Raw genomic sequence first — 19343 nt, 5'->3', positions numbered from 1 at the left:
CCGACTGTAACCACTGCGGGGGCGGGGCCGTGTCATGCGCGGCTGCACCGCGTGGGGGCCCCGGCCCGAGCGCACGAGTGCCCGGCAACAGCGCTCACCCGCCGCCGCGGGACTCCTGCTCCAACTGACTGACCAGTGCCAGGTAACGGGCCCGTCGGGGCACCGGCACCAGCCCCCGGATCATCACGTGCCACATCTCCGCGAGCCGCCGCGGCTGCCGCCCCACCGGTTCCAGATGCCGGCCCACCACCCGCGTGCCCACGAAGAAGGAGACCAGGGAGTGCGCCACCGCGTCCACGTCGGTGTCCGGATGCAGGTCGGACTCCTTGACCGCCCCCATCAGCTTCGCCGTGGCCAGGTCCAGCCACTCGGTGAACGGGTGCCGCAGTGGCGGGCGCACCTCGACTCCCCCCGTGGCGAGCCGGAGTCCGGCCCGCAGCACCGGTCCCTCGACCGACAGGCGCGCTATCCCGAAGGTGATGCGGACCAGCGACTCGAGCGACGTGTACCCGCGGGCGTCCACGTCGCCCGCGAGCTGCCGCGACGCCCGCGACTGGATCTCCATGATCGCGTGCGCGAGATCGTCCTTGGCGGCGAAGTGGAAGTAGAGGGCGCCTTTGGTGACTTGGGCGTGCGCGACGATGTCGCTCAGACTGGTCGATTCATAGCCGCGACGGTCGAACAGATCGGCGGCGGCGGTGATGATCGTCGCCCGGGTCTGTTCGGCGCGTAACTGCCTCGGCATCGACTGCACACTCCTGGTACGGAAAAGAACGGGTCATGCCGTTTGTTTCTTACTCCCTGTACACGATAACTCACCCTGCGACGGCACCCACCCGGCATGCGAAGACCACCGACTCCCCTTGCAACGCGATGACTTGTACGTCGGCGCCGTCCACCTCGCTCACTTCCGTCCAGACCGGTTCGTCGAGCTCCGCGTACTGGTGGAACGTGGCGTGGAACGAGGCCGGCACCCGATGTTCCGGCCCGCCGTGCGCCCGTACGGCCTGCCGGGCGGCCTCCAGGAGGAGCATGCCGGGGATGTGGTCCAGGGGGTGGTCGAAGAAAACAGGATGTGCGGTATCGACGCGGAGCCGCCAGCGGCCGGGTCGGGCGGTGGGCGAGAGAAGGACGTCGGCGGCGAGGGCCCGCCCCACCGTGTCGGCGGGCAGCGGCGCCGGCAGCGGCCGGGGCAGCCGCAGGGCGCCGACGTCGGCGGTGCGCCCTCCGCGCAGCCGGCGGTACACGGACTCCTTCGTCCAGGTCACGGCGATGCCGCCGGTCGCCACTCGTTCCCCGCCCAGGCGCACGACGGCCTCGTAGCGCAGTGCGGTGGGGCGGCCGGCGCGACGGCGGACCTCGGTGACGGTGACGTCGACGACGGGTTCGGCGGGGGCGGAGCCGACGGCCAGGTGCTCGGGGCGGGTGTCGACACGCAGCTCCTGCAAGACAAACTGATGTCCGAGCGGGACCTCGTAGGCCGCGTGGGCGAGCAGGGCCCCGCACTGGCGGACCGTTTCTGCGACCAGCAGCGGCTCATACGCCGAGCGGTCCGGGGACACGTGTAACTGGTGGGCGCGCGGCCACTGGGCGGTGATGGTGAACCGGTCGGCGTCCGACCTGGTCCAGCCGGTGAGGAGGATCTCCGCGACGGCCACCCGGTGCACGAACTCACGGGGTACGGTCGCCGTCAGGGTCCCGGACCCGGCCCGGGCCTGCGTGAACTGCCGCAACTCTGGCATGTCTCCCCTCGTTCCTCCGAAGCGATGACGGACGGTGAGGTGCCCGTGCCGGTGAGCGATAGAGTACGAGGGATTCCGGTCTGTTTTCAATGTGACCGATCGAGACCGGATCAGATCCGAACTCGGCGCATGGGAGGGGTTCTTATGGCGAGACAGGAGCGCGCCATCAGGACACGCAAGGCGATCGTGGAGGCCGCGGGTGCCGTCTTCGACGAGCACGGGTACGCCGCGAGCACCATCGCGATGGTGCTGGAGCGGGCCGAGGTCACCAAAGGTGCCCTGTATTTCCACTTCCCTTCCAAGGAGTCCCTGGCCCAGGCCGTGCTCGACGAGCAGTTGTCGCTGGGTGCCGTACCGCCGCATCCGTGCAAGGTGCAGGAGATCGTCGACATGACGTTCGTCTTCGGGCACCGACTGCGGACCAACGCCCTGCTGAAGGGGAGCGTGCGGCTGACGGTGGACCAGTGCGCGCCGCCCGGGGTCGATCACACGGGGCCGTTCCGGCAGTGGAGCGAGCATCTGGTGGCGATGCTGCAAGAGGCCCGGGCGCAGGGCGAGTTGCTGCCCACGGTCGAGCCGAGGAACACGGCGGATCTGCTGGTCGGCGCGTTCGCCGGGGTGCAGTTGATGTCACGGGCGCTGCACGGACGGGAGGATCTGGGACACCGGATCTCCGTGCTGTGGGCCCATGTGCTGCCGAGCATCGTGGTGCCGGCCCTGCTGATCGGCATCGACAGCCGGCCCGACCGGGGAGCGCGGGTGCTGGCCTCCGTCGGGAGCGGTGAACTGGTGGGCGCCGAGGCGTGATCCGGGGCGGCCGGACCGGTGCGAAAGAGCCGGCCGGTGCCCATCCGCACCGGCCGGCCCCGTCGTTCGGGCGTACGCTCAGAAGGTCAGCTTCCAGCCGTTGAGCGTGCCCGTGTCCTGCGCGGCCGTGTCCTGGACGCGGAGCTTCCAGGTGCCGTTGGCCGTCTCGGAGGAGGCGTTCACGGTGTAGGTGGTGTTGACGTTGTCCGCGGAGTCCGAGGAGCTCGCCGCCTTCAGTCCGTACACCGTGCCGTCCGGGGCGACGAGGCTGATCACCAGGTCACCGCGGTAGGTGTGGGTGATGTCGACGCCGACCTGGAGGGCCGAGGGGGCGTTGCCGCTGCGGCCGCTGACGGCGATGGAGGACTCGATCGCCGAGCCGTTGTCCGGGATGGAGACGGCCGTGGTGCTGGAGAAGGTCGTCCCCGTCGTCGTACCGCCGCCACTCACGGCCGCCACCGTCTTCGCCGCGTCGGCCAGGCCCGCGCCGCAGCCGCCGGAGCAGGCACCGGGCAGCGGACGGGCGTTGTTCTTGATGGCGGTCTCGATCTGCGCCGGGGTCAGCGAGGAGTTGGCCGACTTCATCAGCGCGACCAGGCCGGCGATGTGCGGGGTGGCCATGCTGGTGCCCTGGTAGTAGGCGTACGACTCCGAAGCGGGCGTCGAGGCACCGGAGTTGAGCGTGGACAGGATGCCGTTGGCGGTGCCGGTGCTGGTCTGGCCGCCGGGCGCCGAGATGTCCACGAGGGAGCCGTAGTTGGAGTACGAGGCCTTGGCACCGGAGCGGTTGGTGGCGGCGACCGAGATGATGTTGTTGCAGTTGCCCGGCGAGTGGCCGGAGACGTTCTCGTTGTCGTTGCCGGCCGCCACGACGACGGTCGTACCGCGGCTGACGGCGTTGTTGATGGCGGTCTGGGTCGCCGAGGTGCAGGCGCCGTCGCCGCCGAGGCTCATGTTGATGACCTTGGCGACATTGGTGTTGGCGGGCACGCCGGAGACGGTGCCGCCGGACGCCCAGGTGATGGCGTCGATGATGTCGGAGTCGTAGCCGCCGCACTTGCCGAGCACGCGCAGCGGGGAGATCTTCGCGCCGTACGCGATGCCCGCGACACCCTTGCCGTTGTTGGTGACCGCGGCGATGGTGCCGGCGACGTGCGTGCCGTGCCAGGAGGAGCTGGAGGCCGGGATGCCGGAGCCGCACTCGTTCGCGGCGTAGTAGTCGCCCGGGTCGGCCGGGTTGCTGTCGCGGCCGTTGCCGTCGACGGAGACCGCGGTGTCGGAGATGAAGTCGTAGCCGCCGACGATGTTCGCGGCGAGGTCGGAGTGGGTGACGTAGCCGGTGTCGATGACGGCGACGGTGACCCCGCTGCCGGTCGACGTCGGCCAGGCGCCCGGCACGTTCATGCCGGCCGTGGACTCGAACAGGTCCCACTGCTTGGCGTACTCGGTGTCGTTCGGGTCCGCCTGCGGCCGGTTGAGGCGGTCCGGTACGACGTAGGCGACCTGCGGGTCGGCCTTGAACTCGGCGACCGCGTCGGCCACTTCGGCGCTGCTGGGATCGGTGCCGAGGTCGACGAGGGCGGCCCCGGTGCCGAGTCTGCGCTGGAAGTCGGCGTCCTTGGCGGCGGCGTCGGCCTCGGCGGCCTTGTTCGAAGTGGCCTCGGCCGCACCGGACTTGTAGCCGACGATGAGGCGCTCGGCCTGGACGCCGGGAGCGGCCTCGGTGAGCGCGGCCGGGACCGCGGCCTGCTGGGCGGGGGTGTCCTGGGCGACGGCGACGGAGGCCGTACCGACGGAGAGCAGGGCCGCGGAGACGGCGGCGGCGGATATCAGCTTCCGCCGGAGGGAGGGGGAGGTACGCAAGGGCTTGCCTTTCGGGGCCGTGCTCCGGGCAGCGCGGAGCGGCAGTCGAATCGCTTCGTCGATGAAGCGGCGGGGGGTGAAGCCAGGAGCGTGGGGCCGGCCGAGATGAGGGAGCGTGACCTGTTCGGGGTTGCCTGTGGGTCAGCTGTGGTCGAACGATAGGCAAAGGGCAGGTCATGCGGATACAGGGGAAACCCTTGACCCGGCCGGAAACCCACCCTCTACGGTGGCCGGTTGACCGCTGATGGCCCCTTTGCCCGCGTCTGCACGGAGCCGAACAGCCCGGTGTGCCGGTGAACGCGCGAGGGCCGCGTCCCGTACTGCACGGAAGCCCGTCGTTCCCGCGCCGCTCGAGGAGGCGTTCCGGATGGCCCGGATGCCCTGGACCACAGCCCGTCGTACCGGTGCGGCGGTCGCCGCCGCCCTGACCCCGTTCGTGATGACCGTGTTCGCCGCGGCGCCCGCGCAGGCCCACGGCGCCCCCACGGATCCGGTCAGCCGGGTCTTCGCCTGCTCCCCCGACGGCGGCTCGTCGGGCACGGCCGCGTGCCGGGCCGCCGTGTCGGCGAACGGTTCGCCCTTCACGGCGTGGGACAACCTGAGGGTCGCGAACGTGAACGGCCGGGACCGGCAGGCGATCCCCGACGGCAAGCTGTGCAGCGGCGGCCTGTCCGCCTACCGGGGCCTCGACCTGGCCCGCTCCGACTGGCCGTCCACACGCCTTTCCCCCGGCGCGACCCTGACCATGAAGTACGTCTCGACGATCCCGCACACCGGCACGTTCCGCATGTACCTCACCGAGCCGGGCTACGACCCGTCGAAGCCGCTGAAGTGGTCCGATCTGCCGGAGCGGCCGTTCGCCGAGGTGAAGGACCCGGCGCTGACGGACGGGGCGTACCGGATCCGGATGACGCTGCCCAAGGACCGCACGGGCCGGCAGGTGTTGTACACGATCTGGCAGAACAGCAGTACGGCGGACACCTACTACTCCTGCTCGGACGTGGTGTTCCCGGCGGCGGCCGACCAGGGCGCGGGCAGTGCCGGGGGCGGGAACGGGGCGAGCGCCGCCGCGTCGCCGGCCCGGTCGAGGGCGGCGGAGAAGAACCCCGCGCGGAGTTCGCCGCCGGCCACTCCTTCCGTCGCCCCCTCGCCGACGCCTTCCGTCGCGCGTTCGGCGGGCGGCGCCGTGCCCGACTCCACTCCGGTGGCGGCCGACGCCGACCCCGGCTCCGGGCCTTCCGCGCCCGTGATGGCGGGCGGCGCCGCCGCGGTGCTGGTGCTCACCGGGGGCGCCGCCCTGGCGCTTCGTCTGCGCCGACGCTGAACTACCTGTCTACGGTGCTCAGTTGACGTAGACCGGCTCGCCGCCCGCGGTCACCGGGCTGTACTTCGCGCTCCAGAAGCCGCTGGCGGGGCACAGCGAGGAACCGGACGTCCGGCTGAACTGCTGGTTGGCGAAGGTGATGGAGTTGTCGGCGTTGTCGGCCGTGCCGGACAGGCCGGCCGCCGCCTGGTAGACACAGCTGACGCTGCCCAGCAGGGTGCGCAGCACGACGGTGGTCTGGATGGCGGAGCCGCTCGCCGGGGTCACGGCGACGGCGCCGCCGGAGGACACGGCGGTGGAGTACGGCAGGTTGTTCACCGTGATGCTGGTGACGCCGAGGACACCGACCACGTTCGAGGTGCAGTTGCTGAAGGTCTGCCCGGTCAGCGACTCGGTGGCGGTGCCCGGTGCGGTCGGGTTGCCGGCGACCGTGGCGGTGAAGGTGGAGGCCGAGCAGGTGATCCCGCTGGTGCCCGTCGAGGTGGAGTAGAGGGTCGCGGTGGTGCCGCTCGCCAGGGAGGCGCTGATGACCGTGCCCTCGGCGACGTTGGCACCGCCGACCGCGCCGGTGGTGAGGACCGCGACATCGGCCGCCGCGGCGGGGGCGGACGCGGCCACGGCCACCGGAAGCGCGAAGGCGGCGGCAGCGGCGGTGAGGGACAGCAGAGAACGCATACGCATGGGGGATTGCCTCTTTCCTGAGGTGAGGGTGGGTGTGGGGGGCGCGGACGCGCGTCGGCGCCCGCCGTTGCCGACCCGTCACGCCTTCTCCGTACGTGACGGACCGGCAACGGCATCAGGCCGGCGACCGGTCGGCTGCCCCATGGGGGAGGGCTCCGGCCGGGCCGGGCGAGAGAGGGCGAGTCCGGTGCGGCCCAGGGGGAAACGGCCGGTTCGGGTGCCGTGGAGGGTCGGACTCGGGCGGTGCGGAGCCCGTCCGTGAGGACAGCTGGTCCGGGAACGCGGGCAGGTGCCGCCCGACGGCTTGGATCCGGCGCCACGGATCCGAGGAAGCCAGGGAGAGTTGTAGACCTGAGCATCCGTCAACGTCAAGGTGCTGCACGGCAGTTGATCTACGATCGGCGGTTTTTGCTGCTGTTGGAGGCACTGTTGATCACGGGTGGCACATAATCAACACCCTTTACTCACAACTTGCTTGACCCACGGGCGTAACCGCCGGTAACTTCCCTGCCATTACCGCGGAGTACGAAAGCCCTTGCAGCCGCCGGGGGCTGGCAGGAGACGTACGCCGCAGCCGCTGTCCGCGCCAGGACAACAAGCCACTGAAGCCGCACATCCGCACGTGAGCCCCACTTGCGTTGACTATGCCCCTGGGAGCAGCACATGGCCTCGTCCGTCGGCACCACCTCCGAGACTCCTGAAAGCGGTTCCGCCCCCGAAAGCCCCGGCAGCACCGCGAGACGCGGGCGGGTCCGGGGCCGCCGGGCCGCGATCATGGCCGTGCCGGCGGTCGCGATCACCGCGGGGATGGCGATCCTGACCGCCGAGGGCGCTCTGGGCGTCCAGTTCGCCATCTCCGGCATGCCCTTCACCGTCACCGCGACGGAGCTCGACGGCACCGGGTTCGAGCAGTTCGGCGGCCTCGACAACATGGCGGAGAACAGCCCGAACGCCGGCGACACCGGCGGCCAGGTGCTGGTCGTGACCTCCGCGATCAAGAAAGCGACCCTCACCAAGCTGTGCCAGAGCGTCGACCTGGGCGGCACCAACCTGCGGATCGAGGCGGGTGGCGGCAAGGACAAGGTGCAGGCGACCGACCTGACCACGGACTCGACCGAGCTGTCCGGCAACGCCTCCTTCGACAACATCGAGATCGGCAACGACGCCAGCACCCTCACCAAGGCGGGCGTGAAGGGCCCCATCGGCGTCTTCAGCCAGCAGGCCGACACCGTGCACATCGGCGACCTGCGGCAGACCAACTACGCCACCACGGCAGGCGTGTTCAAGCTCCCCGGCCTCAAGCTCAGTTTCAGCAGCAAGGCCTGCTGATGGAGGGGCAGGAGCCGGTGGGCGTCCAGCGGAGCGCGCACAGCCAGGACGCGTTCACCCGCTTCGTGAACGGACGCCCGTTCTTCGGCGGGCTGTGGCTCACCCTGGGCGGGGCGTGGATCCTGCTCACCATGAAGGCCTCGATCAAGGTCGTCGTCCATGTCGGGATGCAGGGGGTGGCGGGCTACCTCCTGCCGACCCTGATGGTGCTGCTGGGCCTGCTGATCCTCTTCAGCCCGGCCCAGCGCCTGTTCTACTCGATCACCGGCGTCCTGGTCTCCATGGGCACCTGGGTGACCTCGAACATGGGCGGCTTCATGGTCGGCCTCCTGCTGGGGGTCGTGGGCAGCATCCTGACCTTCGGCTGGCTGCCCGACCAGGAGCCGCGGGTGAGCCGCCGCGAGAGGCGCCGGACGGCACAGGGGGCACCCCAGGACGGCCCGGCGACCGGGACCGGACAAGCCGGTACGGACACCCGCACGGCTCAGAACGTGACGGCCACCGGCGCACCGAGGACCGCCCCGTAGTCCCGGACGCGGGGGCCGCTCCCGCGACCGGATCGCGCATCCGCCCTCCCCTCCCGGGGCACGGACCGCGCGGGCACGCCCGTCACACGCCGGGCAGCCTGCGCGGTTCGACGCGTTCCTCGACCGTCCCGTCGCCCTCGCGCGTGACGACGTAGGCGCTCCTGCCCGCCACCTCGGTGACGGCCTCGACGAGTTCGGTGCCGCGGTAGACCAGCCCGACGCCGTCGTCCGTGCAGTGGGTGGTCGGCAGAGTGCCGTCCGCGACCAGCCGGTGGACCAGGGGGCGGCGGCCCGGGTCGCTGTCGTAGTGCACCCCGTTGCCGTACGGCAGGAAGCCCAACGCGTCGGTGAGCGGGCGGAGTTCGGGGCCGTACGAGTCGGTGGTGCCGCCCTGGAACCAGCACAGGGAGCCCGCGCTGACCCCGCTGAGCACCACGCCGGACTCCCAGGCCCTGCGCATGATCCGGTCGAGGCCGTGCACCCGCCACACGGCCAGCAGGTTGGCCACCGAGCCGCCCATGACCCACACCACGTCCTGCTCCAGGACGGTGCCCTCGACGTCGTCCAGGTTGGGCATGGGGAACAGCTGGAGCGGCGTGAGGTCGAAGCCGGCCGTCCGTGCCGCCTCGTGCATCCGTGCCGTGAAGTGTTCGGCGTCCCCGATGGCCGTGCCGACGTACATCACGCGCGGCCTGCGGCCGTGGGCGCCCGAGAGGTCCACGGCGTGGTGCACCAGCGCGTGGAACGACACCATGGTGCGCCCGCCGGTGCGGTGTCCTCCGGAGGTGGCGACGATCGTCGGTTCTGCGGCCATCCCGTGATCCTAGTCAGCGGCGGTTCAGGCGTGCGGCGCGGACGGGGGCGGGACAGCGGCACGCACGCGTGCGAGGAGACCCGGCCGCCGCACCCCGATGAAGATCATTACGATGCGGAACCGAGAAGTCACTACAAGGGGCTGATCACTTGACTACCGGCGGTCACACGCGGTTGGCTCCTGGCCAGTGAAAGTTCAATCGGCCGACGCGCCCGCGTTCCGGCCACACTTTCACGTTCCGCCTGCCAGGCCGCACAGCGAGGTGCCGCACCCCATGAACACTCTTCCCCCACCTCGGACTTCCCTCAGAACCAGATCCCTGCGCACGGCCGCCCTCACCTCCGTCGTCCTGCTGCTGCTCGCCGGCTGCTCCGGTGCCGGCGGCGACTCCCGGCTCGGCGCGGGCGGGGCGGAGGGCGCGGACGCCGCAGGGCTGAAGATCGCCCTGATCACCCACGGCGGCGAGGGGGACGCCTTCTGGGAACGCGTGCGCAAGGGCGCCGAGGCCGCGGCCGCGAAGGACGGTGTCGAGCTGACGTACGCCAACGACTCCGATCCGGCGGGACAGGCCCGGCTGGTGCGCGACGCGATCGGCGACCGGGTCGACGGCATCGCGCTGACCCTGGCCAAACCTGCCGCGATGAAGGCCCCGGTGGCCGCGGCACGGGCGGCCGGCATCCCGGTGTTGGGCCTCAACTCCGGTATCGACGCCTGGAAGTCGCAGGGGCTCCTTGAGTACTTCGGCCAGGACGAGATCGTGGCCGGCGCGGCCGTCGGGGACAAGCTCAACGGCCTGAAGGCCAAGCACGCGCTGTGCGTGATCCACGAGCGGGGCAACGTCGCCCTGGAGGCGCGCTGCGCCGGTGTGAAGAAGACCTTCGGCGGCGAGACCGAGAACGTGTACGTCGAGGGCACCGACCCCGAGGCCGTCGACACCGTCCTCACGGCCAGACTGCGGCAGGACTCCGACATCGACGAGGTCGTCACGCTGGGCGCGCAGTTCGCGCTGGACGCCGTGGAGTCGGTGAAGGCCGCCGGCAGCAGGGCCCGCATCGCCACCTTCGACCTCAACAACGACCTGGTGCCGGCGATCCGCGCCGGGAAGGTGCAGTTCGCGGTGGACCAGCAGCCGTATCTGCAGGGCTACCTCGCCGTGGACGCCCTGTGGCTGTACCGGACCAACGGCAACATCAGCGGGGGCGGGGTGGCTCCCGTGCTCACCGGGCCCGCCTTCGTCACCCGGACGAACGTCGCCGCGGTCGCGAGGTTCGCCGCCTCCGGCACGCGCTGAGCCTCCGGCGTCAGCAATGGGAGCGCTGTGAGCCCCGTGAGCAATGGGAACGCCGTGAGCCTTGTGAGCACCACCGGAACCGACCGCAGGAAGACGACCACTCCCCCTGACCGCCCAAGGACGACCATGCCCGACCGGACAGGCGCCCGGCGCCGCCTCGGCTCCATACGTCTCTCCCTCATCATGCTGGCGCTGGTGCCGAGCGTCACGCTCGCCGCGATGTGGGGCGTGACGACCACACAGCTGTTCTCGGAGGGCCTGCGGCTGCGCTCGCAGACCGAGCTGAGCAGGTCGACCGGCGCGATGGGCACCGAGACCACGCTCGCGCTCCAGGGGGAACGCGCGGTGTCCGCCGCGTGGCTGGCCAAGGTGCCCGGATCCCCGGCCGCCCTGGACGAGAAGCGGGCGGCCACGGACGCGGCGGTCGCCAAGCTCGTGCAGCGGTCCGAGGAGATCCAGCAGGCGCCCCCGCGCATCGCCGACCAGCTGTACTCGGTGCTCGGCTCGGTGGGCAGCCTGGAGTACTACCGCGACCAGGTGGACCACCCCACCGACATCACCGCCGAGCAGGCCCTCGACCAGTACACGTCGATCATCGACGACCAGATCCACGCCTTCCAGCAGCTCTCGCAGGTCGACGACGGCGACCTCACCTCGCAGGCGGGGCCGCTCGTCGCGATCGAACACGCGGCGGAGCTGACCTCCCAGGAGGACGTGGCGCTCACCCTGGCCTGGCCGTCCGGGCACCTCGACGAGAAGGCCTGGGAGCACTTCGTCCAGCTGGTGAACACCCGCCGGTGGCTCGTCGAGGACCAGATCGTGCCCGCCCTGAGCGGCGACGCGAAGACGCAGACCGAGCGGATCCTGGGGAGCGCGGACTGGCGGACCCTCACGGCGGTCGAGGACCAGGTCCTCGCCGCGCGGCCGGTCGCCGGCACGGGACGGGTGGCCCTGCCGGACGCGGGCGAGCGGTGGACGGCCGCGATGGCGAAGGTGTCCGTCCGCTACACCGACCTGATCCGGCAGCAGACCTCGGGACTGCTGACCCGGAGCGCGGACAAGGCGCACGAACAGCTCCTGACGGCGGCCTGGCTCAGTGCCGCCGGACTGATCGCGCTGCTGATCTGCCTCGTCATGTCCTGGCGGATCACCCGTTCGCTGTCCCGGCGGCTGCGGGGCCTGCGGGAGGCCACCCTGGGCCTGGCCCAGGAACGGCTGCCGGACGTGGTCGCGCGGCTGGACCGGGGCGAGAAGGTCGACGCGGACCGGGCCGCACCGGAACTGGACTACGGCTCCGACGAACTGGGGCAGGTGGCGCAGGCGTTCAACGCCGCTCAGCGGACCGCCGTGACGACCGCCGTCGAACTCGCCGACACCCGGCGGGGGTTCCAGAAGGTGATCCTCGGCATCGCCCGGCAGAGCCAGAACCTGGTCAACCTCCAGCTCAGCCGACTGGACACCCTGGAGCGCGAGCACCAGGACCCGGACGTCCTGGCGGGACTGTACGAACTGGACTCCACGGCCAGCCAGTTGCGGCGGTACGAGGAGAACCTGGTCATCATCAGCGGCGGGCAGCCGCGGCGCAGCTGGACCGAGCCGGTCGCGCTGATCGACATCCTGCGCAGTGCGGTCGGTGAGGTCGCCGAGTACCAGCGGGTGGAGGTGCGCACCGAGGAGGAGGTCTGCCTGGCCCCGCCCGCGGTCGCGGACGTGATCCACCTGCTGGCCGAACTGATCGAGAACGCCACGCTGTACTCCCCCGCGCCGAGTCCCGTCGGGGTACGGGCCGGGCTGGTCGCCAAGGGACTCGCCGTCGAGGTGGAGGACCGGGGCCTCGGCATGTCGGAGGACGAGTACGCGGCCTTCAACGCCCACCTGGCCGAGGCCCCCAAGTTCGACGTGGTCGCCCTCGCCGACGATCTGCGCCTCGGCATGTTCGTCATCGCGCGCCTCGCCAACCGCCACGGCATCCAGGTGACCCTGCGCTCCTCGCCGTACGGCGGAACGACGGCGATCGTCCTGATCCCGCACGAGATCGTCGTACGGGAGGAGCAGGACGAGCCGGAGAACCGGGGCGGGGTGCCTGCGGCACGGCCCACCGGGGTGACGGCCGGGACCTCGCCCGCGACGGAACGTACGACGGACCCGACTGACCCGACAGCACCGGCCAGCACGCCGGCCCAGACGGCGGACGCCTCAAGCTCGGCGGACACCCGGGACTCGACCGTCACCCCCGACCCGGCACACACGACCGACTCCGCGACGGACGCCGAAGGCTCGGCTGACACCCCGCGTCCGGCGAGCACCCCACGCACGGCGGACTCCCCGACCTCGACCGTCACCCCCGACTCGGCCGACGCCCCGAATCCGACCGGCGCCCCGGACACGGCGGCTACGCCCGGCCCGGCGGGTGCCCCAGACCCGGCGGACGCCCCGAATCCGACCAGCACCCCACGCTCGGCGGACGCCCCGAATCCGACCAGCACCCCACGCTCGGCGGCCTCCCCACACCCGGCAACCACCCCCCACTCGGCGGGCTCCCCGACCTCGACCCCCACCCCGCCCCCGGGACGCCGGAAAGACAACGCCCCGCTCTCCGCGGCGCGTGCCGGCCTCACCCCCCTGCCCCGGCGGGTGCCGCAGACCAGTCTGGCCGTCGAACTGCGCGAGGACGTCTCGGCCGCCCGCGAGGAGGAGGACGCGGACGAGTTCACGCCGGACCACGCGGCCTCCTCGCTCGCCGGATTCCAGCGCGGCACGCTCCGCGCCCGGGACGAGGACGGCCTCCTCGACACCCCGCAGGACCCGGCCGCGGGGCCCGCCCCCGATGCCGTACCGAAGGAAGCGACCGCTCACGGGACCGACCCGCTCGACACCCCCGAGGAAGTGAGCACCGTCGACACGAACGGTCCGCCCGGCGCTCCGGGGACCCCGGCCCCCGCCGGGACCCACGCTCCGCAGGACCCGCCCGTCGCCGCCCGTACTCCTCACACCGATCGCTCATGAAGGACATGCCATGACACGCCCCACCCCCGCCACGCACACCCAGCTCGACCAGCTGCTCACCGGACTCGTGGAGCGGGTCGCCGACGTGACGCAGGCTGTCGTGCTCTCCGAGGACGGACTGGTCGTCAGCAAGTCCACCGGCTTCCTGCGCGACGACGCCGAACGGCTGGCGGCGACCGCGTCCGGTCTGATGAGCCTGAGCAAGGGCGTCAGCATGGACTTCCGGGGCGGCCCGGTGCGCCAGGCGCTCATCGAGATGGCGAACAGTTTCCTGATCCTCACCTCGGCGGGACCCGGTGCACACCTCGTCGTCCTGACGGGTCCGAACGCCGACGTCGGCGTGGTGGCGTACCAGATGAACATGCTGGTGAAGAAGATCGGCGAGCACCTCAGCGCGGCACCACGGGCCGGCATCGGCCCCACCGGCGGGTGAGGTGACCGACAGTGACGCGCCGGGCCGGCTGGTGCGACCGTTCGCCCTGACCGGCGGACGGACCCGGCCCAGCCGCGCCGACTTCACCCTCATCACGACGGTGACCGCGGTGGATCCGCCGCCGGAAGGGGCCCCGCGCCCGCAGGCCGAGCAGACCCGCATCCTGCGCCGGTGCGCCCGCCCGGTCGCCGTGGCGGAGCTGGCCGCGCTGCTCGACCTCCCGGTCAGCGTGGTCGTGATCATGCTGTGCGACCTCCTGGAGGAGGGTCTGATCACCGCGCACCCGCCGCGTCCCGTCTCGCCCCGCTCCCCGGACCTGGACCTGTTGCAGAAAGTGAGGGAAGGCCTTGGCCGGCTCTGACACGCTCGCCACCGGGACAGCCGGTGCGCCCGCCGCACCCGACACCGTCAAGATCCTCATCGCCGGGGGCTTCGGGGTCGGCAAGACCACGATGGTGGGGTCGGTCAGCGAGATCACCCCCCTGCGCACGGAGGAACCCCTCACCGTCGCGGGCCTGGGCGTCGACGACCTGGCCGGCATCGAGGAGAAGCGGGCCACCACCGTGGCCATGGACTTCGGCCGGATCACCATCAGCGACGAGCTCGTGCTCTACCTCTTCGGCACACCCGGCCAGCAGCGGTTCTGGTTCATGTGGAACGACCTCGCCGTGGGCGCCCTGGGCGCGGTCGTGCTGATCGACGTCCGCCGCCCGGAGTCGAGCTTCGCCGCCGTGGACTTCTTCGAACGCCGGCGCATCCCCTTCGTCGTCGCCGTGAACGGCTTCGACGGCCTGCACCCCTACCCCGCCGAGGACATCAGGGAGTCCCTCGCCCTCCCGGAGGACGTCCCGGTGGTGCTGTGCGACGCCCGCCGGCGCGAGTCGTCCCGGGACGTACTGATCGCCCTGCTGGACCTGCTGATCGCGGCGGCGGTCGACTAGCGACTCCCGCTCGACGGACCCGGGTCCTCCCACCCGTGCCGGGGCCCGGCGCGGAACGTGCTCCGCGCCGGGCCCAAGTGGTCCTGTCCTGTCGAACCGTCAGCCGAGGCCGTTCGCCTTCAGCCAGGCCTTCGCCACGTCCAGCGGGTCCTTGTTCTCGAGCTGGACCTGGGAGTCCATGTCGAGCAGGGCCTTCGTGTCCAGCTTGGCCGAGACCGCGTTCAGGGCGGCCACGCCCTCCTGGGTGAGACCCGACTTGTAGACCAGAGGGGTCACGTTCGCGAAGCCGAAGAGGTTCTTCGGGTCCTGGAGGACGACGAACTTCTCCTTGGTGATGGTGGGGTCGGTCGTGAAGATGTCCGCGGCCTGCACGGTGTTCTTCTTCAGGGCCGCCTGGGTCAGCGGACCGCCCGCGTCGAGGGCCTTGAAGGACTTGAACTTCAGGCCGTACTCGGACTCGAGGCCGAGCAGACCCTGCTGCCGGGTCTGGAACTCCGGCGAACCGCCGATGACCAGGTCCGGGGCGATGTCCTTGAGGTCGGCGAGCGTGGACGAGGACGTCAGGTCGTACTTCTTCGCGGTGTCCGCGTTGACCGAGACGGAGTCCTTGTCCTCGGCCGGCGCCGAGTCGAGCAGCGTCAGCTTGGAGTCGAGCTTCGCCTTGACCGCGGCGTCCACGGCCTCCGCCGACTCCTGCGCCGCGTCCTTGTCGAGGTAGGCGAGCAACGAGCCGTTGTACTCGGGCAGGACGGTGATGGAGCCGTTCTTCAGCAGGCCGTAGGTGGTCTCGCGGCTGCCGATGTTGGGCTTGTAGGTGACCTTGATGCCCTTGGCCTTCAGGGCCTCGCCGTAGATGTCGGCGAGCAGGATGCTCTCGGCGAAGTTGTTGGAGCCGACGACGACGGTGTCGCCGCTCGCGGCGCCGCCCGTGTCCTCGCTCAGCGGGTCGGAGTTGTCGTCGGAGGACCCGCACCCGGCCAGCAGCACCGTGGCGGCGGCGAGCGCGACGGCGGCCACGCCGGGGTTCTTCCTGAGGGACCTGCGGTGTGCGGCGGTGTAAGTCACTATTCCCGTTCCGGAACTCAGGGGATTCAAGGGGGTTCAGGGTCTTCGTGCGGGGAAGCCCTGGCACTGATCCAATCCAGCCCGTTCTCGGTGCGTCAAGAGCGGCCTGGTCACAATTGGCCTCAACTGGTAGTCGGTTGTGAAGGAGAAGCAAAACCGGCACGCGGGGTGCGCCTCGGGTTGTAACGGATTCTTGACTCAGGGCGGCAACAAGCGCTGTCCGAAGAGGCTGTAGTCTCGCCGCAGTTGGCGCCGGTCACACAGGCGTGCGGGAGCCACTCAGGTGTCCCTACGCACCGTCCCGTAGCGATCAGAATCGGTCAGAAGTGCTCAGGCGCGCCGACCGAGACACCCACGAAGGAGGGCTGGTGTCCACGAACGAGGTGGACGTGTCCACCCGGTCGGCACCGCCGCCGGACCGGGACGGTGCACGCGGTGACCGGGGGCTGCGGGACTTCGCCGAGCGCTGGCCCTTCCGGCGCAAGCTGAACATCCTGGTGGGCGTCCCCCTCGCGGTGGTCGCCGTGCTGCTGGCCTATCTCTTCGCCGACCAGGTCGGCCAGTCCCAGGACGCCGCGGACGCGGCGCAGCTCGTGCGGGACAGCGCCCAGGTGGCCAAGCTCGTCGGGCAGTTGGAGGCCGAACACCAGCAGGCCGTCCTGCTCTCCGTACGCCACCAGTCCAGCCGGGACGGCGGCACGCCCTCGCAGGCCGCCTACCGCGAGGCGCAGATCCGCGTGGACAACCAGGTCGAGAAGGTCCGGGAGGTCTTCGGCGGCCGGCTGCCGCAGGAGGAGGCCCAGGCCCTTCGCGAGGTCAACGGCCTGGAGGACCTGCGCAACACCATCGAGCGGTCCTACCTGCCCGCCGACAACATCGACCCGGCCTACAGCGACGCCGCCAAGGGCCTCATCGACGGGCTCGGGCTCGACCGCAACCCGGCCCTGGCGGCCACCTTCACCGGCAACCTGCTCGACTCGCTGCTGCGCGCCGACGCCGCGCACGGCTCCTTCGAGACCGGTGTCTTCTCCGCGACGACCGGTGACTCCAACGCCCTCATCGAGCTGATCGGCGCGATCGGCTCCTACGACGAGTACACCCACCAGGTGGAACGCTTCGGCAGGTTCGCCACACCGGGGCAGGCCGAGGAACTCGGCGACATCGAGCACAACGTGGCCCAGGCGGCCATCGCCCGGCAGTACGCCGAGCTGCAGATCGACCCCGGCGCGCTCCAGGCGGAGACCCAGTCCGAGATCAAGGAGGCCTTCCAGACGGCGCTGGACTCCTACCCGGACTACCGCGCCCAGGCCCGGACCCGGCTGAAGACCACCACCTCGCTCATCGACCAGATCGCCGACCGCGCCGACACCGCCTCCCGCAACGCCCGCTCGAACGCGGCCTGGCTGCTCGGGTCGACCCTGCTGGGCTTCGTGCTGTGGCTCGCCTTCTCGGTCGCCGTACGGCGCTCGGTGGTGCGGCCGGTGCAGGCGCTCACCGGTGCCGCCCGGCAGGTCGCGGAGGTGGCGGGCCGGGAGCTGGCCCGGGTGGCCGACGACGACACCGAGGACACCGGGACACCGCGGCTCCAGGAGATGCCGGTCACCGCGAAGGACGAGATCGGCAACCTCGCCGACGTGTTCAACCAGGTGCAGACCACCGCGGTCGCGCTCCTGGAACGCCAGGTGCTCAGCCGCCGCAACGTCGCGGAGATGTTCGGCAACGTGGGCCGCCGGGTCAGCAACCTCACCACCCGCCAGCTGGCCCTGATCGACGCGGTCGAGCGCGGCGAGACCGATCCGGCCCTGCTGGAACGCCTCTACAGCATCGACCACATCGCGGTCCGTCTGCGCCGCAACGCCGACAGTCTGATGCTGCTGGCCGGCATCCGCGAGACGGTCCTCGACTCGGGGCCGCTCGCGCTCACCAACGTGGTCCGTGCCGCGCTCGGTCAGATCGAGGGCTTCCAGCGGGTGTCCCTCCAGGCCGGCACGGAGGTCATGGTCGAGCCGGACATCATCGGCGACCTCACCCTGATGGTGGCCGAACTCGTCGAGAACGCCGTGTCGTTCTCGCCGGCCGGCAGCCCCGTCGAGGTGATCGTCAAGGACAGCCGCGAGGGCGCGCTGGTCGTGATCTCGGACCACGGTCTCGGCATGAGCGCCGAGCGCCTGGCGGAGGAGAACGCCCGCCTGATCCGCCGTGAACGCCTCGACCTCGTCCCGACGAAGGTGCTCGGCCTGTTCGTGGTCGGCACCCTGGCCCGCCGCTGGGAGGTGGGCGTGGTCCTCTCCCGCACCCCGGGAGGCGGCGTGACGGCCGAGGTGACCATCCCCTCCTCCCTCCTGCTGACGATGAGCCCGGTGGCGGTCGCCTCCGGCGGCCCGGCGGCGACGGCTGACTCCGGCGCGGCCCCGGCCGCGAAGGCGGCCCCGGGAACCCGCCCGGCACCCGCCTGGGCCTCGGACACCGCCCCGGACCCGACACCCACCCCGGACCAGGTCCGGCCCACAGCTCCTACGGCCGTACGGCCCGACTCCGGCCAGGAGGCGGCCCGGGACCGGACGACCCGGGGTACCGCGGCCGAGGAGCCCGGCGTCCCGGTGACCGCTTCCGCCGACGGCGAGCACACGCCCCTCCCCCGCCGGGTCCCGCAGCGCGCGGCGACCCCCGCGGCTCCGGACCCCGAACCCGCCCCGCCCACCGCCCCGTTCATTCCGACGGCCCGCACCGCCGAGGCCCCCGGGAACGGCGACGCGGGCGAGGGCTCCCGTCCGCTGCGTCGCCGGGTCCGCGGAGCCACGCTGCGTACCACCGTGGGTGCGGACGCCGTACCGAGGACCGCGCCCCTCCAGCCCGCCGACGCGGAGGCCGTGCGTGACGCGCTCGACGAGTTCGAGGCGGCCGTGGAGCGCGCCCGACGCGACAGCGAGACCGGCAGCCACACCAGACCCGTACTCAGGGACGACGTGCAGACCCAGCAGCAGACCGCATCCAACCCCCCGCACGATCAGAACCACTCCCCGGAAGGAGCGGAGCAGTGAGCACGCCCACAGGTGACACGCCTACGGAAGGCACCACGCCCGCAGACCTGCAGGCCGCCGCAGCCGACTTCACCTGGCTGCTGAACCGTTTCGCGACGGAGACCGCGGGCGTCGTCGACGCCATCGCGGTGTCCTCGGACGGGCTGCTCATCGCCGTGTCGGAGCTGCGTGAGCACGCGGACTCCGAGCGCCTCGCCGCGATCGTCTCCGGCATCACGAGCCTGGCCGCCGGAGCCTCCGGCAACTACGGCCTGGGCGGCCTCAACAAGGTCATCATCGACCTGGAGGGCGGCCATGTCCTGGTCTCGGCGATCGGCAGCGGCGCCGTGCTCGGCGTGGTCACCGACAAGGAGGCCAAGCTCGGCAACATCGCGTACGAGATGACGCTGTTCGCGAACCGTGCCGGTGCCGCCCTCAGCCCCCAGCTCGTGCTCGAACTGAAGAACAGCGTCGGCGCCACGTCGAAGCGCTGACCGAGG

17 protein-coding genes are annotated in these 19343 nt (G+C 71.4%); 11 read left to right on the top strand and 6 right to left on the bottom strand.

Going from position 1 to position 19343, the window contains the following annotated elements; translation table 11 throughout:
- Nucleotides 1-94 precede the first annotated feature (94 nt).
- Entirely contained in the window at nt 95-745 is a 651-nt protein-coding gene (locus M2163_RS36295) for a ScbR family autoregulator-binding transcription factor (protein WP_280848689.1), read from the bottom strand.
- 70 nt (nt 746-815) lie between these two features.
- On the bottom strand, nt 816-1742 hold the full coding sequence (locus tag M2163_RS36290; protein ID WP_280848690.1) for a ScbA/BarX family gamma-butyrolactone biosynthesis protein: 927 nt from the start codon (nt 1740-1742) through the stop codon (nt 816-818).
- 144 nt (nt 1743-1886) lie between these two features.
- On the opposite strand from M2163_RS36290, the gene M2163_RS36285 reads away from it, so the two are divergent.
- On the top strand, nt 1887-2549 hold the full coding sequence (locus tag M2163_RS36285) for a ScbR family autoregulator-binding transcription factor (protein ID WP_280848691.1): 663 nt from the start codon (nt 1887-1889) through the stop codon (nt 2547-2549).
- A gap of 78 nt (nt 2550-2627) precedes the next feature.
- Here M2163_RS36285 and M2163_RS36280 read toward each other — a convergent pair whose 3' ends face one another.
- Entirely contained in the window at nt 2628-4412 is a 1785-nt protein-coding gene (locus tag M2163_RS36280) for a S8 family serine peptidase (RefSeq protein ID WP_280848692.1), read from the bottom strand.
- A gap of 367 nt (nt 4413-4779) precedes the next feature.
- Here M2163_RS36280 and M2163_RS36275 point away from each other — a divergent pair, with 367 nt between their 5' ends.
- Nucleotides 4780-5736 (top strand): lytic polysaccharide monooxygenase, encoded by a 957-nt coding sequence (locus tag M2163_RS36275; RefSeq protein WP_280896088.1) that lies wholly within the window; start codon nt 4780-4782, stop codon nt 5734-5736.
- 18 nt (nt 5737-5754) lie between these two features.
- Here M2163_RS36275 and M2163_RS36270 read toward each other — a convergent pair whose 3' ends face one another.
- On the bottom strand, nt 5755-6417 hold the full coding sequence (locus M2163_RS36270) for a Tat pathway signal sequence domain protein (RefSeq protein WP_280848693.1): 663 nt from the start codon (nt 6415-6417) through the stop codon (nt 5755-5757).
- Between the two features lie 663 nt (nt 6418-7080).
- Here M2163_RS36270 and M2163_RS36265 point away from each other — a divergent pair.
- Together M2163_RS36265 and M2163_RS36260 are read left to right on the top strand one after the other, a co-directional pair.
- Entirely contained in the window at nt 7081-7746 is a 666-nt protein-coding gene (locus tag M2163_RS36265) for a DUF6230 family protein (protein WP_280896087.1), read from the top strand.
- The gene (locus M2163_RS36260) at nt 7746-8273 is read left to right on the top strand and encodes a DUF6114 domain-containing protein (protein WP_280896086.1); all 528 of its coding nucleotides are present in this window, start codon (nt 7746-7748) and stop codon (nt 8271-8273) included. Before M2163_RS36265 ends, M2163_RS36260 begins: the two co-directional genes overlap by 1 nt.
- Before the next feature lie 82 nt (nt 8274-8355).
- On the opposite strand, the gene M2163_RS36255 is transcribed toward M2163_RS36260, so the two are convergent.
- On the bottom strand, nt 8356-9087 hold the full coding sequence (locus M2163_RS36255) for a peptidase E (protein ID WP_280848695.1): 732 nt from the start codon (nt 9085-9087) through the stop codon (nt 8356-8358).
- Nucleotides 9088-9361: 274 nt separating this feature from the next.
- Here M2163_RS36255 and M2163_RS36250 point away from each other — a divergent pair, with 274 nt between their 5' ends.
- The 5 genes from M2163_RS36250 (at nt 9362) to M2163_RS36230 (ending at nt 14758) form a co-directional block, all read left to right on the top strand.
- The gene (locus M2163_RS36250) at nt 9362-10378 is read left to right on the top strand and encodes a substrate-binding domain-containing protein (RefSeq protein WP_280896085.1); all 1017 of its coding nucleotides are present in this window, start codon (nt 9362-9364) and stop codon (nt 10376-10378) included.
- A gap of 126 nt (nt 10379-10504) precedes the next feature.
- Nucleotides 10505-13384, top strand: coding sequence for a nitrate- and nitrite sensing domain-containing protein (locus M2163_RS36245; protein ID WP_280896084.1), 2880 nt, complete (start codon nt 10505-10507; stop codon nt 13382-13384).
- Between the two features lie 10 nt (nt 13385-13394).
- Nucleotides 13395-13817, top strand: a complete 423-nt coding sequence (locus M2163_RS36240; RefSeq protein WP_030313681.1) for a roadblock/LC7 domain-containing protein — start codon at nt 13395-13397, stop codon at nt 13815-13817.
- Nucleotide 13818: 1 nt separating this feature from the next.
- Entirely contained in the window at nt 13819-14178 is a 360-nt protein-coding gene (locus M2163_RS36235) for a DUF742 domain-containing protein (RefSeq protein ID WP_280848698.1), read from the top strand.
- Complete coding sequence (locus tag M2163_RS36230; protein WP_280848699.1) at nt 14165-14758, top strand: ATP/GTP-binding protein; 594 nt, start codon at nt 14165-14167, stop codon at nt 14756-14758. The genes M2163_RS36235 and M2163_RS36230 overlap by 14 nt, the downstream gene beginning before the upstream one ends.
- A gap of 99 nt (nt 14759-14857) precedes the next feature.
- On the opposite strand, the gene M2163_RS36225 is transcribed toward M2163_RS36230, so the two are convergent.
- The gene (locus M2163_RS36225) at nt 14858-15823 is read right to left on the bottom strand and encodes an ABC transporter substrate-binding protein (RefSeq protein ID WP_280848700.1); all 966 of its coding nucleotides are present in this window, start codon (nt 15821-15823) and stop codon (nt 14858-14860) included.
- Nucleotides 15824-16191: 368 nt separating this feature from the next.
- Here M2163_RS36225 and M2163_RS36220 point away from each other — a divergent pair, with 368 nt between their 5' ends.
- Together M2163_RS36220 and M2163_RS36215 are read left to right on the top strand one after the other, a co-directional pair.
- A complete protein-coding gene (locus M2163_RS36220; protein WP_280896083.1) occupies nt 16192-18864 on the top strand; it encodes a sensor histidine kinase in 2673 nt (890 codons plus the stop codon).
- Nucleotides 18861-19337, top strand: coding sequence for a roadblock/LC7 domain-containing protein (locus tag M2163_RS36215; protein ID WP_280848702.1), 477 nt, complete (start codon nt 18861-18863; stop codon nt 19335-19337). Before M2163_RS36220 ends, M2163_RS36215 begins: the two co-directional genes overlap by 4 nt.
- Nucleotides 19338-19343 lie beyond the last annotated feature (6 nt).

Origin of the sequence: Streptomyces sp. SAI-135 (assembly GCF_029893805.1) — a bacterium.
In the GTDB taxonomy this organism is placed as follows: domain Bacteria; phylum Actinomycetota; class Actinomycetes; order Streptomycetales; family Streptomycetaceae; genus Streptomyces.
This window is presented reverse-complemented; position numbering and strand designations above follow the sequence as displayed.